The 13,805-nt window shown below is 63.8% G+C and carries 14 protein-coding genes; 2 read left to right on the top strand and 12 right to left on the bottom strand.

Annotated elements, in window-relative coordinates:
- Positions 1–173: 173 nt before the first annotated feature.
- From VKR55_RS29810 to thrC, 4 genes are all read right to left on the bottom strand, one after another.
- On the bottom strand, positions 174–818 hold the full coding sequence (locus tag VKR55_RS29810) for a hypothetical protein (RefSeq protein WP_324408978.1): 645 nt from the start codon (positions 816–818) through the stop codon (positions 174–176).
- Positions 819–1,027: 209 nt separating this feature from the next.
- On the bottom strand, positions 1,028–1,615 hold the full coding sequence (locus VKR55_RS29805; RefSeq protein ID WP_324408977.1) for a GNAT family N-acetyltransferase: 588 nt from the start codon (positions 1,613–1,615) through the stop codon (positions 1,028–1,030).
- A gap of 44 nt (positions 1,616–1,659) precedes the next feature.
- The gene (locus VKR55_RS29800) at positions 1,660–2,949 is read right to left on the bottom strand and encodes a M16 family metallopeptidase (RefSeq protein WP_324408976.1); all 1,290 of its coding nucleotides are present in this window, start codon (positions 2,947–2,949) and stop codon (positions 1,660–1,662) included.
- The gene (thrC, locus tag VKR55_RS29795; protein ID WP_324408975.1) at positions 2,946–4,364 is read right to left on the bottom strand and encodes a threonine synthase; all 1,419 of its coding nucleotides are present in this window, start codon (positions 4,362–4,364) and stop codon (positions 2,946–2,948) included. Before thrC ends, VKR55_RS29800 begins: the two co-directional genes overlap by 4 nt.
- A gap of 961 nt (positions 4,365–5,325) precedes the next feature.
- Between thrC and VKR55_RS29790 the strand changes: the two genes are divergently transcribed.
- Complete coding sequence (locus VKR55_RS29790) at positions 5,326–6,135, top strand: nucleoside phosphorylase (protein WP_324408974.1); 810 nt, start codon at positions 5,326–5,328, stop codon at positions 6,133–6,135.
- 65 nt (positions 6,136–6,200) lie between these two features.
- Here the strand turns inward: VKR55_RS29790 and VKR55_RS29785 are convergent, their stop codons facing one another.
- From VKR55_RS29785 to coxB, 8 genes are all read right to left on the bottom strand, one after another.
- Positions 6,201–6,941: an SURF1 family protein gene (locus tag VKR55_RS29785; RefSeq protein WP_324408973.1), complete on the bottom strand. Its 741-nt coding sequence runs from the start codon at positions 6,939–6,941 to the stop codon at positions 6,201–6,203.
- On the bottom strand, positions 6,938–7,330 hold the full coding sequence (locus VKR55_RS29780) for a DUF983 domain-containing protein (RefSeq protein ID WP_324408972.1): 393 nt from the start codon (positions 7,328–7,330) through the stop codon (positions 6,938–6,940). Before VKR55_RS29780 ends, VKR55_RS29785 begins: the two co-directional genes overlap by 4 nt.
- Positions 7,331–7,420: 90 nt before the next feature.
- Positions 7,421–8,317 (bottom strand): cytochrome c oxidase subunit 3, encoded by an 897-nt coding sequence (locus VKR55_RS29775; RefSeq protein WP_324408971.1) that lies wholly within the window; start codon positions 8,315–8,317, stop codon positions 7,421–7,423.
- Between the two features lie 85 nt (positions 8,318–8,402).
- Positions 8,403–9,023, bottom strand: coding sequence for a cytochrome c oxidase assembly protein (locus VKR55_RS29770; RefSeq protein WP_324408970.1), 621 nt, complete (start codon positions 9,021–9,023; stop codon positions 8,403–8,405).
- A gap of 5 nt (positions 9,024–9,028) precedes the next feature.
- A complete protein-coding gene (locus VKR55_RS29765; RefSeq protein WP_324408969.1) occupies positions 9,029–9,214 on the bottom strand; it encodes a CoxF protein in 186 nt (61 codons plus the stop codon).
- A 28-nt stretch (positions 9,215–9,242) separates the two neighbouring features.
- Entirely contained in the window at positions 9,243–10,184 is a 942-nt protein-coding gene (locus VKR55_RS29760; protein ID WP_324408968.1) for a heme o synthase, read from the bottom strand.
- Positions 10,185–10,245: 61 nt separating this feature from the next.
- Complete coding sequence (ctaD, locus tag VKR55_RS29755; RefSeq protein ID WP_324408967.1) at positions 10,246–11,856, bottom strand: cytochrome c oxidase subunit I; 1,611 nt, start codon at positions 11,854–11,856, stop codon at positions 10,246–10,248.
- A gap of 72 nt (positions 11,857–11,928) precedes the next feature.
- Positions 11,929–12,786, bottom strand: a complete 858-nt coding sequence (gene coxB, locus VKR55_RS29750) for a cytochrome c oxidase subunit II (RefSeq protein ID WP_324408966.1) — start codon at positions 12,784–12,786, stop codon at positions 11,929–11,931.
- 485 nt (positions 12,787–13,271) lie between these two features.
- Between coxB and VKR55_RS29745 the strand changes: the two genes are divergently transcribed.
- Entirely contained in the window at positions 13,272–13,805 is a 534-nt protein-coding gene (locus tag VKR55_RS29745) for an invasion associated locus B family protein (protein ID WP_324408965.1), read from the top strand.

Here is a 13,805-nt window from a genome sequence, read left to right as displayed (position 1 = left end):
CCGCCGCAGAAAATTGCGGCGGCTTTTTTGTTTGTGGCTTCGCAGGGTGGGTTAGCGAAGCGTGCCCACCAATTCCATCCATCAAAAACACGGTGGGCACCGCGCGATGCGCCTTTGCCCATCCTACGATTGCGTCAAATGGTGACGGAGCTCGCCACAACAAGGTATCGCGGCTACCTCTTCTTCCGCACCGGCTTGGGCCTCTCGGCAGAGACAAGCTGCGGGTCGAAACCGACGTAGAAGATGTAATTGTCGGCGACGTTGGCCGGCGGCACGGGATAGACGAGATCGTCGGCGACAAGAGTGAACGGCACGCTCTCTTCCTCGCCCACGTTCACCGTGGTGCGGTAGGCCTTGGTCGCGATCACCTTCTCGCCGATGCCGCCCTGCACCACCGCGACGCGGAGCGGCACCTCGACGGTCGCCGGCGCGCCTGCAGGGCCGACGATGACGCGCCCCTGGATGCCGATGCGCGCGGTGATCTCGCCGCCCAGCTTGGTGCAATCGCGCGCCATCTTGGTGATGCTCGCCTGGAAGCGCACGTCATCGCCGATCGGCTGCTTGCCGGGCGCCGCAACGGCATAGGTCGATGCGCCGGCGCGGATCGTGACCTGCGGGCAGTCCATGTCGGGTTGGGCCTCGGACGGATCGACCACCGGGGGCGGCGGCTGATCGTTCGACTTGCTGCCGCCGCCGAAAAAGCTCTTGAGCTTGTCCGTAAGCGACTGCGCTGACGCGCTGGCCACATACGTGCCGGATGCGATCACAAGCGAAAGCGCGACCATGCGCGCGATAGAGCTGATAGTTTTTTCACCCATGTGATGTCCCTGAATGGCAAGCGGCTTCCGACCTCCCGGCCGCGTTATAACCGCCCGATCGCGGCGAACCCAAGGCACCGATCTTCATCCCAAAGTCGCTCTTTATGTTTGGGCATGATCCCGCGGGTCGAGCCCGAGGGCATGCTTTCGGAAAACCGGTATCCACCCCGCGCCAGGCGCGGGGCAGGCTTTTCCCGGATCACGCTCCCTCACCCGCGAAAATCCTCATGCAGCAGGCCGAACAGAAGGTGGTCCTGCCAGATGCCATTGATGCAGAGATAACGCCGCGCCAGCCCCTCGCGGCTGAAACCGCATTTCTCCAGAACTCGGATCGAGGGCGCGTTCGACGGGATGCACGCAGCCTCGACGCGGTGCAGGTTGAGCTCGCCGAAAAGGGTCGGCAGCAGCACACGTAGCGCCGCCGTCATGTAGCCGCGATGAGCAAAAGGCTGGCCGACCCAATAGCCAATGGTGCCGGCTTGCACGATGCCGCGCCGCACATTGGCGAGGGTGATGCCGCCGATCATGGCGCCGTCGAGCTCGCGGAAGATAATGAAGGGATAGGAGCGGTCGGCAGCGATATCCTCGGCATAGCGGCGCAGGCGCCGGCGGAAGCCCGAGCGCGTCAGGTCGTCGGACGGCCAGATCGGTTCCCAGGGCGTCAGATATTCGCGGCTATATTCGCGCAAATGCGCCCACTGCAGAAAGTCCGCCATCTGCGGCGCGCGCAGCAAGAGGCCGTTGCCGCGCGGGGCAAGCGCGGGCGGACCACCGGTCGGTAAACGAAACAGGGCCATGTCGTGATGCTCCCCGATGCGCGGACCTTAGCAAATCCGCCGCGCTAATGCAGCCGCGCTTTCGCCTTTGAGCGTGTCAGACCTTCGGCGAAAGTGACGGCATTATCGAGGCCCCGACCGCTGCCGAGCGCGACCACCGCGGGCCTCGAGCGCGACAACAGCGCGCGCGCGGCATCTCGCGTCGATTCGACGCTGACGGCGTCGATCCGCGACACCAGCTCTTCCACCGTCTGCGGCCGCCCATAGGCAAGCACATGCCGCGCAAGCTGCTCGGCGCGCGAGGAGCAGCTTTCGAGCGCCATCAACAGCCCCGCCTTCATCTGCGCCTTGGCGCGGGCGATTTCCGCCTCGTTCAGCGTCTCGACCGCCTCGTTGATGACGTCGACCACCACTTCCATCATCTCGGGCGCATCGGCGGGATCGGTGCCGGTATAGAGGCCGAAAAAGCCGGTGTCGGTATAGGGCGCGTGAAAGGTGTAGATCGAGTAGCAGAGCCCGCGCTTCTCCCGGACCTCCTGGAACAGCCGCGACGACATGCCGCCGCCGAGCACATTGGTGAAGACCTGCAGCGAGAACAGCGACAGATCCGTCTGCGGCACGCCTTCCAGCGCGAGCGTCAGATGCGCCTGCTCCAGCTCGCGATGCACCACGCGCGAGCCGCCCTTGCCGAACATTGCCGCCTGCGGTTTCGGCGCCGGCGCGCCGTCGAAGCTCCTGAAGCGTTCGGCGGCCTCCGCGACCACGCGGGCGTGATTGATGGCCCCGGCGGCGGCCACAACCATATCGGGTCCGCGGTAGTGTGTGGCGAGATAGCCGCGCAGCATGTTGCGGTCGAAACCCTTCAGCGTCTTGGCGGTGCCGAGCAGCGAGCGGCCCATCGGCTGGTCGGGATAGCAGAGCTCGTTGAGGTGCTCGAACACGACGTCGTCGGGCGTGTCCTGCGCAGCGCCAATCTCCTGAACGATCACGTTCTTCTCACGCTCGAGCTCATCCGGCTCGAAAGCGGGATTGGCGAGGATGTCGGAGAGCACGTCGAGCGCGAGCGGAACGTCGGCCTTCATTACTCGCGCATAATAGGCCGTGGTTTCCGTCGAGGTGCCGGCGTTGAGATCGCCGCCCACCGCCTCGATCTCCTCCACGATCTCGCGCGAGCTGCGCCGCGTTGTGCCCTTGAACGCCATGTGTTCGAGCAGATGCGAGATGCCGTGCTCGTTCGGCCTCTCATCGCGGCCGCCGACGCCGGCCCAGACGCCGAGTGCCGCAGTCTCCAGATGCGGCATGGTGTCGGTCACGACAGTGAGGCCGGAATCGAGCTTGGTGACCTCAACGCTCATCCGGCTACTCCCTGCTTTGCGGCTCGACTGACCGACAGCACAAATTTTTCGACCTCGACCTGGTCGTTCTTGACGATCTTGACCTGCTCTGGACGCGTCATGAGACCATCGAGCCAGGCCGGCAAATGCGGCCGCACGCCGCACGCCGCTTCCACCGCATCGGGGAATTTGGCGGCATGCGCGGTCGACAGCACGATGTTCGGAATGCTCGCATCGGCGCTGTCGCGATCGGCGACCGCGAGCGCCACGGCGGTGTGGGGATCGACGAGATCGCCCGCCTCGCGCCAGGCGGCGCGGATCGCCGCCGACGTCTCGTCCTCGTCGGCGCGGCCGGCTTCGAACTCCTCGCGGATCTTGGCCAGCATCGCCGCCGGCAGGGTGAAGCGCCCGGACTGCTTCAACGAATCCATGAGCCGCCGCACCATGGCCGCGTCCCGCCCGCCTGCTTCGAACAGCAGCCGCTCGAAATTCGAGGAGACCTGGATATCCATCGAGGGCGAGGCGGTTGCGTGCACCTCGCGTACCTCGTAGATGCCGTTCTTCAACGTGCGCGGCAGGATGTCGTTGATATTGGCGGCGATGCGCAGGGTGCGGATCGGCAGCCCCATGCGCTTGGCGACATAGCCGGCAAAGATGTCGCCGAAATTGCCCGTCGGCACGGTGAAGTCCACGTTGCGCGCGGGCGCGCCGAGCGCCACCGCGGAGGTGAAGTAGTAGACGACCTGCGCCACGACGCGCGCCCAGTTGATGGAATTGACACCGGAGAGCGCGACCTGGTCGCGGAACTTGTGGTGGTTGAACAGGCCCTTCACGATCGCCTGGCAGTCGTCGAAGGTGCCTTCGACCGCGAGCGCATGGATGTTGGCCGCGCCCGTAGTCGTCATCATGCGCCGCTGCACATTGGAGATACGCCCGTTCGGAAACAGCACGACGAGGTCGACATTGTCCAGATTGGCGAAGGCATCGACCGCGGCACCGCCGGTGTCGCCCGAGGTCGCAACCACGATGGTGGTGCGCTGGCCGCGCTTCGCCAGCACATGATCCATCAGGCGCGAGATGAGCTGCATCGCCACGTCCTTGAAAGCGAGCGTCGGTCCATGAAACAGCTCGAGCAGGAATTGATGCGGCCCGATCTGGTCGAGCGGCACCACTGCGGGATGACGGAAGGTGGCATAGGCCTCGTTCGCCATGCGGCCGAGATCGGCATCGGAGATTTCGCCGCCGATGAAGGGCTTGACGATGTCGACCGCGACCTCCCAATAGGGCCGGCCGAAAAAGCCGGATATGGATTCGAGCGAAAGCCGCGGCCAGGTCTCGGGCACGTAGAGGCCGCCGTCCCGGGCAAGCCCGGTCAGCATCACGTCGCAGAAGCCCAGAACAGGAGCTTCGCCTCGCGTCGAAATATACCGCGTCAAACTGACCTCCAAAGGCTTATGTTTCACATAAACCTTTGATTTTATTGATTGATCCAAGGCGGACTAGCGCCGGACCGGTCGGGCACCATAATGGGTTTTGGGACGGGGGGAAATGGTTCTGCCTCGGAAAACGGGCCTGGGGAAGGGTTGGCTCAGTGCCCGTCATTGCAAGCCAACGGGTCCGCGCGGAGCGCGGCCCGATGACAGGCTCCGCGAAGCAATCCAGGCAGCCGCCGCGGAGGCGGTCTGGATTGCTTCGTCGCTATCGCTCCTCGCAATGACGTCGGAGGACATGCGTTCCCGCTCTCGCGGCATGTATTTGCCCGAGTCTTGTTTCAGCGGTCACCCTCGAAAAACTGAGAGGGCGCAGGGAAAGCCGGGTGCATCAGCTCGCACCCGCAAGCCTTGTGTGCAGGTAGTAAGCGCAGAACGCACACAAGTCGTAGCAGGTACGCCGAAAGCACCGGCCTTCCCTGCGCAATGGTTTTAACGACTGCTCCGCACTCTCCCTGGTGTGCCGGGCTTTTTAGCCACCATCGCCTGCGGAATCATCATCCGCAAACTTGATCCCAGCATCGGGGGATCAGGACCACACGGCTTGGCCGTCCGCATCGAGCGCCGTTCGTCCACGCGCGCCAATACGTCCATCGCATCCCGCGCTCCACGTTCGTGACGACGCGTACGCCCCTCTTCATGAGTGCAGGACGGGCGCATGAATCCATAAATTCCGATATTCGGAAAGTGAAATATTTTTGCTTCGAGGGCTGGACAACCCAAATCAGCTTGAAATGGCTCGCGAAATTGGTCTTTTGGCGCAGGCGATTTTTCATCCTTGCGCGGGGTGAGCCAGCCAGTGCGACGAAAATCGACATGATTTGCCTCGTCGTCGGGCGAATCAGTTCGCGCGCGATGCGATCCTGCTATTTTCCGCTTCGCTCGAAATCATGCGTCAGGAGCTTGGATGTCTGCCCCGATTCTCGATCACAAAGATCCGGACGCTCCCTCGGTCTTCGAGCCGGCGGCGCTGTTGCGCGAAGCGCGGCGGCAGAAGGGATTGCCGCAAGCCGAGGTGCCGGCCGTGTGCATTCTCGATCCCGACGGAGATATCGTCCGGCACTTGCGCAAATCCGCGCAAGCCAGGCTCTCGGCGCACTGGCCGTGCTATCACACCGAGCTTCACGAATTTTCACTAGCCGGGCGGAATTGCGGAATCATCGGTTGCGCCGTCGGCGCGCCTTTCGCGGTGCTGGTTGCAGAGGAGCTGTTTGCGCTCGGCTGCCGCCTGCTGATCAGCCTGACCTCCGCCGGGCAGATCAACGCCGTGAGCAATCCACCCTATTTCGTGGTGATCGATCGCGCGCTGCGTGACGAGGGCACCAGCTATCATTACGCGGCGCCGCAAGCTTTTGCCGACGCGGATCCCAAGCTCGTCAGGGCGGCTGTCGCTGCGCTCAAGGACAAGGACCTGCCCGTTCATGTCGGCGCGAGCTGGACCACCGACGCGCCGTTTCGCGAAACCAGGGAAGCCATCAGCGCAGCACAGGCAAAGGGGGTCCTCGCCGTCGAAATGGAAGCCGCCGCGCTCTACACATTCGCTCGTGCCGCGAGCAGAGACGTTTTGTGCCTGGCCCATGTCACCAACACCATGGCGGTCGCCGAGCAGGATTTTGAGAAAGGCGAGGCCGACGGCACTGTCGACGCGTTGCGCGTGCTGGATGCGATTGTCGAAGGTCTGGGCAGCAGCATGCAGGAAACTTCACAGAACTCGTAGGGCGCATTAGCGTTGGCGTAATGCGCCGATGCTCGCGGCGGCGGGTACGCTAACGCTAACCCGCCCTACGCTGGTCGCCTGAGCCACACGCCGAACGAAATCATCACCGCGATCGCCAGCGCGAACCAGGTGATGGCGTATTGCATGTGCTCGTCGCGTAAGTGCACCTGCAGGGGGCCGGGTTTCGGGATGCCGCCCGGCGGCACGGGCGCCTCGAGGTCGATGTAGAACGGCGCGACCTTGCCCCAGGAGAGCGCCTGCGCCATTGCCGGCACGTCGCGCGCAAACCACAGCCGTTTTGCGGGATCGGCCGCGGGCGTCAGCAAGCCCGCACTTTCCGGAAAGCGCAAATAGCCCGTGAGCGTGACCGGCGGATCGGCGGCAAGCCGCGCCACCGCACGATCCTCGACGCCGCGATCCTGCATCGTGTTCTCGACAAAGCCGGCATCGACCACGACGGTCTCGCCAGAGGCGAGCCGCGCCGGCAGGAACGCCCAGGTGCCGGGGCCGGAGATATCCCCGCGCACGGCGGAGCCGGACGAATAGACCATCGCATCGGGCAGGCGTGCGTAGGCGGCCGTGAACGTCACGCGGCGGAATTCGTCGTTGGCCGCCTTGAGCGCACGCCATTGCGAGGCCGGCGGCAGGGGCGCGGGCTGAGCCGCCAGCCGCTCGGTCAGCGCCGCGATCAGCGCGTGCTTCTCGACGCGGCGCTGCAATTGCCAGAACCCGAGGCCAGCGAAGATCGCGACCATCACCAGGGTAAAGATGCCGAAGCCGAGGCCTCGCTTTCGAGAACCGCTCATTTCGGAGCGCGTTCGGTGAGCCGGCCTTCGGCAGCCTTGTGATGGAATTGCAGCGCGATCAACAGCGACTTGATCGCGCGCAGCGGCCACAGCGTAACCGCGAGTGTCAGCGGCAGCCACAGCATCGCATGCACCCAGAGCGGCGGCGAAAATTTCACTTCCGTGATCAGCGCCGCCGTCACCACGATCGCTCCCGCAATCATGATGACGAACACCGCAGGTCCATCGCCGGAATCCATGAAGGCGTAATCGAGCCCGCAGGCGTCGCAACTGGAGCGCAGCGTCAGGAAACCCGCATAGAGCTTGCCCCGGCCACAGCGCGGGCAGCGGCAGGCGAGCCCCGCGACATAGGGCGAAACCCGCGGCTTCTCGGCATCCGGCGCATTCATGCCGGGCGAATTAGCACAGGGCCGGAGGGCTTGGCCAAACAAAAAGGGCGGCGCGGCGGCCGCCCTTTTCCCGATTTCGGTGACTGCCCCCTATTCGGCGATGACGCCGATGCGGCCGCCTCCGGTGCCCCAGACATAGATGCAGACGAACAGGAACAGCCAGACCACGTCGACGAAGTGCCAGTACCAGGCGGCGAATTCGAAGCCGAGGTGATGGGTAGGCGAGAAATGGCCGCGATAGGCGCGGGTCAGGCAGACGATCAGGAAGATGGTGCCGATCAGCACATGGAAGCCGTGGAAGCCGGTCGCCATGAAGAAGGTCGCGCCATAGACGTTGCCGGAGAAGTGGAACGCCGCGTGCGCATATTCCCAGGCCTGCACGCAGGTGAAGCTCGCGCCGAGCAGGACGGTCAGGATCAATCCGTATTTCAGGCCCTGGCGGTCGTTCTCGAGCAGCGCGTGGTGCGCCCAGGTGACCGTGGTGCCCGAAGTGAGCAGGATAAGCGTGTTGAGCAGCGGCAGGTGCCAGGGGTCGAACGCCTCGATGCCCTTCGGCGGCCAGGTGCCGGGGACGGCGCAGGCGCCCATCTGCGTGCCGAGGCCGCAGCCGAACACCGCGTCGCGCGCGGCGTGAACCGCGTCCGCCGGGAACAGCGCCGAATTGAAGAAGGCCCAAAACCAGGCGACAAAGAACATCACCTCGGAGGCGATGAACAGGATCATGCCGTAGCGGTGGCTGATCTGCACCACGCGGGTGTGGTCGCCCTTGTGCTCGGCCTCGTTGATGACGTCACCCCACCAGGAGGCCATCGTGTAAAGCACGCCCAGGGTACCGACGCCGAAAACGAGCCAGGGGGCGGCAAACATGTGATGCATCCAGGCGATCGCGCCGATGGCCATGATGAAGGCCGAGACCGAGCCGACGATGGGCCACGGACTGGGATCGACGAGGTGGTAGTCGTGATGCTTGACGTGCGCCTCAGCCATTATCGCTCTCTCCTCAAGCGCGCCGGTCCCGCCGGCACGTGTTCGTTCCAGACATCAGACCGGAATTTGCTCGAAGTCCCGGTCATCAAAGGTTGCCCTTGGGCTTGTCCGGCTCGCGCGAGGCCACCGGTTGCGGCGTCGGGTCGCGGACGGGATAGAAGGTGTAGGACAGGGTGATGGTGTTCAGCGCATCGTTCTCATGGTCGTTGACGATCGACGGATCGACATAGAACACGACGGCCATCTCGCGCTTCTCGCCCGGCTTCATGGTCTGCTCGGTGAAGCAGAAGCAGTTGATCTTCTGGAAATAGGCGCCGACCGCCAACGGGGTGACGTTGTAGGCCGCCTGTCCCGTGGTGGTGCGCGCCGACTCGTTGGTGACGGTGTAATAGACGGTCGTGACCTCGCCGATATGGACCTGGATTTGGGTCTTCTCGGGTTCGAACTTCCAGGGCAGCCCGCCGGCGACATTGGAGTCGAAACGGATCGCCACGGTGCGCGCCAGCGGCTTGGCGGTCGGAATCGAGGTCGCGACCTGGGTTGTGCCGTTGAATCCGGTGGCGCGGCAGAACCAGTTGTAGAAGGGTACGGCGGCATAGGCCGCGCCGACCATCAGCACGACCACGAAGCCGCAAATCGCAGCCACCAGAGCATCGCGGGTCAGCCGCGGCGCTGCTTTCGTTTCCCTGGTCGTATCCTGGTTCATGTCGCTCACAACGGCCGGTTCAGAACCGCCGGCCCCTTGACAAGGGTGACCGCGAAAAACAGCACGACGAGGACGCCGAGCGCGAGCGCAATCGCGATCGAGCGCCGGCGCCGGCTCCTGAGCTGCGCCTCGGTGAGGACGATCCCCTGTTCCGGCTCTCGTCCCTGTTCTGGCTCTCGCTTCTCGTCCATGCGTATCCCATACGCCCCCTTGCGCCCCCTACCCGACCAAAGGCATGACGGTGCGCATAACCGTCTCGATCAGGAGCGTCGCAAACAGCGCAAACAGATAGAGGATGGAAAAGGCAAAAAGCTTTCGCGTCGCGCGCAGCGATCGAGAGCGCTCGCGGCTGACATAGACGTTGATCGCAAGCACCAGCATGCCGGCGCCGAGCACCAGCGAGGTGATGCCGTAGACGAAATCGAAATAGCCGAGTGGCCAGGGCGCTGCCGCAATGGCGACCAGCACGATGGTATAAAGCAGGATCTGCATCCGTGTCGCATCGGGTCCGGCGACCACCGGCAGCATCGGCACGCCGGCGCGGGCATAGTCGTCGGAGCGGAACAGCGCCAGCGCCCAGAAATGCGGCGGCGTCCAGAAGAAGATGATGAGGAAGAGCAGCAGCGGCTCGACCGAAATCGAGCCGGTCGCCGCGACCCACGCCACCACCGGCGGCAGCGATCCGGCGGCGCCGCCAATCACGATGTTCTGCGCGGTGCGGCGCTTCAAGAGAAGCGTGTAGACTACGACATAAAAGAAGATGGTGAAGGCGAGCAGGCTGCCTGCATACCAGTTGACGAGGATGCCGAGCGTCATCACCGAGAAGAACGCGAGCGTCATGCCGAACGCCATCGCCTCGGCTTTCGTGATCCGTCCGCGCGGGATCGGCCGGTTGGCGGTGCGCGACATCACCGCGTCGATGTCGCCCTCGAGCGCCATGTTGAGGGCGCCGGACGCGCCGGCCCCGACCGCGATGCAAAGCAGCGAGGTGAAGGCGAGGACCGGGTGGAAATGGCCGGGCGCGATCACGAGCCCCACGAGCGCCGTGAAGATCACGAGCGACATCACCCGCGGCTTCAACAGCGCGATGTAGTCGCCGACATCGGCCTCCGAGATCCGGACGGCCGGCAGTTCAATGGCGGTATGATCGACAACGGACAAGATAACGCGTTTCCCTGAAAACGGCGCGGCGCCCAGAACAAGGCGCCGCGGTCTTATCGGCTCACTGCACCCGCGGCAGCGTTTCGAACTGGTGGAATGGCGGCGGCGACGACAGCGTCCATTCCAGCGTGGTGGCTCCTGCGCCCCAGGGATTGTCGGCGGCCCGCTCCTTGCGCACGAAGAAGGCGTCGAACATGCCGTAGAGGAAGATCAGCACGCCAAAGCCGGCGATGTAGGAGCCGATCGAGGAGATGAAGTTCCAGCCGGCGAAGGCATCCGGATAGTCGACGACGCGCCGCGGCATGCCGGAAAGCCCGAGGAAGTGCTGCGGGAAGAAGACCAGGTTGACACCGATGAAGGTGAACCAGAAGTGCGCCTTGGCAATGGTCTCGTTGTACATGTAGCCGGTCATTTTCGGGAACCAGTAGTACCAGCCGGCGAAGATCGCGAACACGGCCCCCAGCGACAGCACGTAGTGGAAGTGCGCGATCACGTAATAGGTGTCGTGCAGCACGCGGTCGACGCCGGCATTCGCCAGCACGACGCCGGTGACGCCGCCGATGGTGAACAGGAAGATGAAGCCGATCGCCCACAGCATCGGGGCCTTGAACTCGATGGAGCCGCCCCACATGGTGGCAATCCAGGAGAAGACCTTCACGCCCGTGGGTACCGCGATCACCATGGTGGCAGCGACGAAATAGGACTGCGTCGCCGCACTCATGCCGACCGTGTACATGTGGTGGGCCCAGACCACGAAGCCGATGCCGCCGATCGCGACCATCGCATAGGCCATGCCGAGATAGCCGAACACCGGCTTCTTCGAGAAGGTGGAGACGATCTGGCTGATCATGCCGAAGCCGGGCAGGATCAGGATGTACACTTCGGGATGGCCGAAGAACCAGAACAGGTGCTGGAACAGCAAGGGATCACCGCCGCTCTCGGCGGAGAAGAAGGTGGTACCGAAATTGCGGTCGGTCAGCAGCATGGTGATGCCGCCTGCGAGCACCGGCAGCGACAACAAGAGCAGGAACACCGTCACCAGGATCGACCACACGAACAGCGGCATCTTGTGCAGCGTCATGCCCGGCGCGCGCATGTTGAAGATGGTGGTGATGAAGTTGATGGCGCCGAGGATCGAGGACGCACCGGCAAGGTGGATCGACAGGATCGCGAAATCGACGGCCGGTCCCGGATGGCCGGTGGTCGACAGCGGCGCGTAAATCGTCCAGCCGGTGCCGGCACCGAGGGTACCCGGCTCGCCCTCCACGAACATCGAGGAGAGAAGCAGCGCGAAGGAGGCCGGCAACAGCCAGAACGAGATGTTGTTCATGCGCGGGAATGCCATGTCGGGCGCACCGATCATGAGCGGAACGAACCAGTTGCCGAAGCCGCCAATCATCGCCGGCATGACCATGAAGAAGATCATGATCAGGCCGTGCGAGGTCGCGAACACGTTGTAGGTATGGGGGTCGTGGAAGATCTGAATGCCCGGATACATCAGCTCCGCGCGGATCGCGATCGACAGCGCAGCGCCGATGAGACCCGCGATGATCGCGAACACCAGGTACATCGTACCGATGTCCTTGTGGTTCGTCGAATAGACGTAGCGTCGCCAGCCGGTCGGATGGTCGTGGGCGTGTTCGTCGTGTGTCGTCGCAGCGTTGCTTGCCATAGTCAAATCCTGCCTTGCAGTTCCTGTCGAGGACCGTGCGGTCCCCTCGCCCTTGTCCTTCCAGCTTGCGCCCTATCGCGTCGCGTCGGCCACCGAAGCGTAGGTGTTGGTGTTTGTGCTGGCGAATTTCTTCTTCGCGTCAGCAACCCAGGCCGTGAACTCCTGATCGGTCACCACCTTGATCGCGATCGGCATGAAGGCGTGATCCCTGCCGCAGAGCTGCGAGCATTGGCCGTAATACATGCCGGTCTTGACGGCCTTGAACCAGGTCTCGTTGAGGCGACCGGGAATCGCGTCGATCTTGATACCGAAGGCCGGCACCGAGAAGGAGTGGATCACGTCGGCGCCGGTGGTCTCGACACGGATCACCTTGTTGACAGGAACCACCATCTGATTGTCGACCGCAAGCAACCGCGGCTGCCCGCACTTGGTGCGCGTTTCGTCGCAGGCGAGCAGCGAATCGAATTCGAACTTGCCGTTATCGGGGTAGGAGTAGCTCCAATACCACTGTTTGCCGGTCGCCTTGACGGTGATATCCGCCTTCGGGATGTTGAGCTCCAGGAACAGGAGCTTGAACGAGGGAATCGCGATGCCCACCAGGATCAGGACCGGGATTAAAGTCCAGGCCACCTCGATCAGGGTGTTGTGAGTGGTCCGCGACGGCGTCGGGTTGGCGCGAGCGTTGAACTTCACCATCACGGTGATCAGGAGCCCGAGCACGAACAGCGTGATCAGGGTGATCACGACGAGCAGCGCATTGTGGAACGATTCGATCCGGTCCATCACCGACGAGCCGGACTGCTGCAGCTTCCATTCCCACTCACGCGGCTGGCCGAGCTCGGCGAAGGCCGCCCCGCTCGTCAGCAGCGTGATACCGGCCACCGCAACACCCAGCAACCGCCGGCCCATCCGGCCCATCGACATCTTCATGTCGCTCGCGCTCCCTTCAATCACATCCCCGAAGCATCCCGCCGAAGGGCGAAATGCGGCACGATCTGCTCCCTGCCAAACGGCCTGAAGGGCAGCCAAGAGGTGCCCGGGCCAGATCGCGAGACAAGCCGAAATCCAGCCTCTCAAACCATAATTCTCAGGCTCTCGCAATGCAGTAGTAGGGGGCAAAACACAGCCGCGGCCTGCTCGTCACGGAAGCGCGGGCAGATGCAGATTTCCCCATAAACCGGCATTACCGCCGCCCGAGCCGCGTTCCGCGGCTTGACAGGTGGTTTGGGCGATGGTGCCAAGGGCTCAGCACACCGCCATCGGGTGATTCGCAACTAGCCAAAGGTCGCGAAGGCGAGGTCTGGCGCGCGATTTGCTCGAAATTTAAGGAAAGAGTGCCTTCAAGGCGCCGTCATTACCGGTTCAGTCGCGTTGGTGAGACGAGGGGCTTGAGGTATTTTTCAGGGATGACCCGAATGGGACCTGACCGACACAGAACTTTTCGCGTCGGCGCGCTGACGGTGGTCGCGCTCGCGCTCGCCGCCGGCCTCGCGCTGGGATCGACGGAGCCAGCGCAGGCGCAAGGCGCCGTGCGCTCGGTGCATGGCGACTGGCAGATCCGCTGCGACACCCCGCCGGGCGCAAAGCAGGAACAATGCGCCCTGATCCAGAGCGTGGTGGCCGAGGACCGTTCCAATGCGGGTCTCACCGTGATCGTGCTCAAGACGGCCGATCAGAAGAGCCGCCTGATGCGCGTGGTCGCCCCGCTCGGCGTGCTCTTGCCCTCAGGACTTGGGCTCAAGCTCGACGACAAGGACGTCGGCCGCGCCGGCTTCGTCCGCTGCCTGCCCAACGGCTGCGTCGCCGAAGTGATCATGGACGACAAGCTGCTCAACGAGCTGAAGACAGCGAAGACCGCTACCTTCATCATCTTCCAGACGCCGGAAGAGGGGATCGGATTTCCGCTCAGTTTGAACGGACTCGCGGAGGGATTTGACAAGTTGCCGTGA

This window comes from Bradyrhizobium sp. (assembly GCF_035309285.1).
Taxonomy (GTDB): Bacteria; Pseudomonadota; Alphaproteobacteria; order Rhizobiales; family Xanthobacteraceae; genus Bradyrhizobium.
Note: the sequence above shows the minus strand (reverse complement) of the source record. Positions and strands in the feature narration are given on the sequence as shown.

Coding starts and splice junctions, on each gene's coding strand:
- VKR55_RS29805 (WP_324408977.1), bottom strand. CDS start 1,615: ATGGCCCTGTTTCGTTTACCGACCGGTGGTCCGCCCGCGCTTGCCCCG.
- VKR55_RS29745 (WP_324408965.1), top strand. CDS start 13,272: ATGGGACCTGACCGACACAGAACTTTTCGCGTCGGCGCGCTGACGGTG.
- VKR55_RS29810 (WP_324408978.1), bottom strand. CDS start 818: ATGGGTGAAAAAACTATCAGCTCTATCGCGCGCATGGTCGCGCTTTCG.
- coxB (WP_324408966.1), bottom strand. CDS start 12,786: ATGAAGATGTCGATGGGCCGGATGGGCCGGCGGTTGCTGGGTGTTGCG.
- VKR55_RS29770 (WP_324408970.1), bottom strand. CDS start 9,023: ATGAACCAGGATACGACCAGGGAAACGAAAGCAGCGCCGCGGCTGACC.
- VKR55_RS29765 (WP_324408969.1), bottom strand. CDS start 9,214: ATGGACGAGAAGCGAGAGCCAGAACAGGGACGAGAGCCGGAACAGGGG.
- VKR55_RS29775 (WP_324408971.1), bottom strand. CDS start 8,317: ATGGCTGAGGCGCACGTCAAGCATCACGACTACCACCTCGTCGATCCC.
- VKR55_RS29790 (WP_324408974.1), top strand. CDS start 5,326: ATGTCTGCCCCGATTCTCGATCACAAAGATCCGGACGCTCCCTCGGTC.
- VKR55_RS29800 (WP_324408976.1), bottom strand. CDS start 2,949: ATGAGCGTTGAGGTCACCAAGCTCGATTCCGGCCTCACTGTCGTGACC.
- ctaD (WP_324408967.1), bottom strand. CDS start 11,856: ATGGCAAGCAACGCTGCGACGACACACGACGAACACGCCCACGACCAT.
- VKR55_RS29780 (WP_324408972.1), bottom strand. CDS start 7,330: ATGAATGCGCCGGATGCCGAGAAGCCGCGGGTTTCGCCCTATGTCGCG.
- VKR55_RS29785 (WP_324408973.1), bottom strand. CDS start 6,941: ATGAGCGGTTCTCGAAAGCGAGGCCTCGGCTTCGGCATCTTTACCCTG.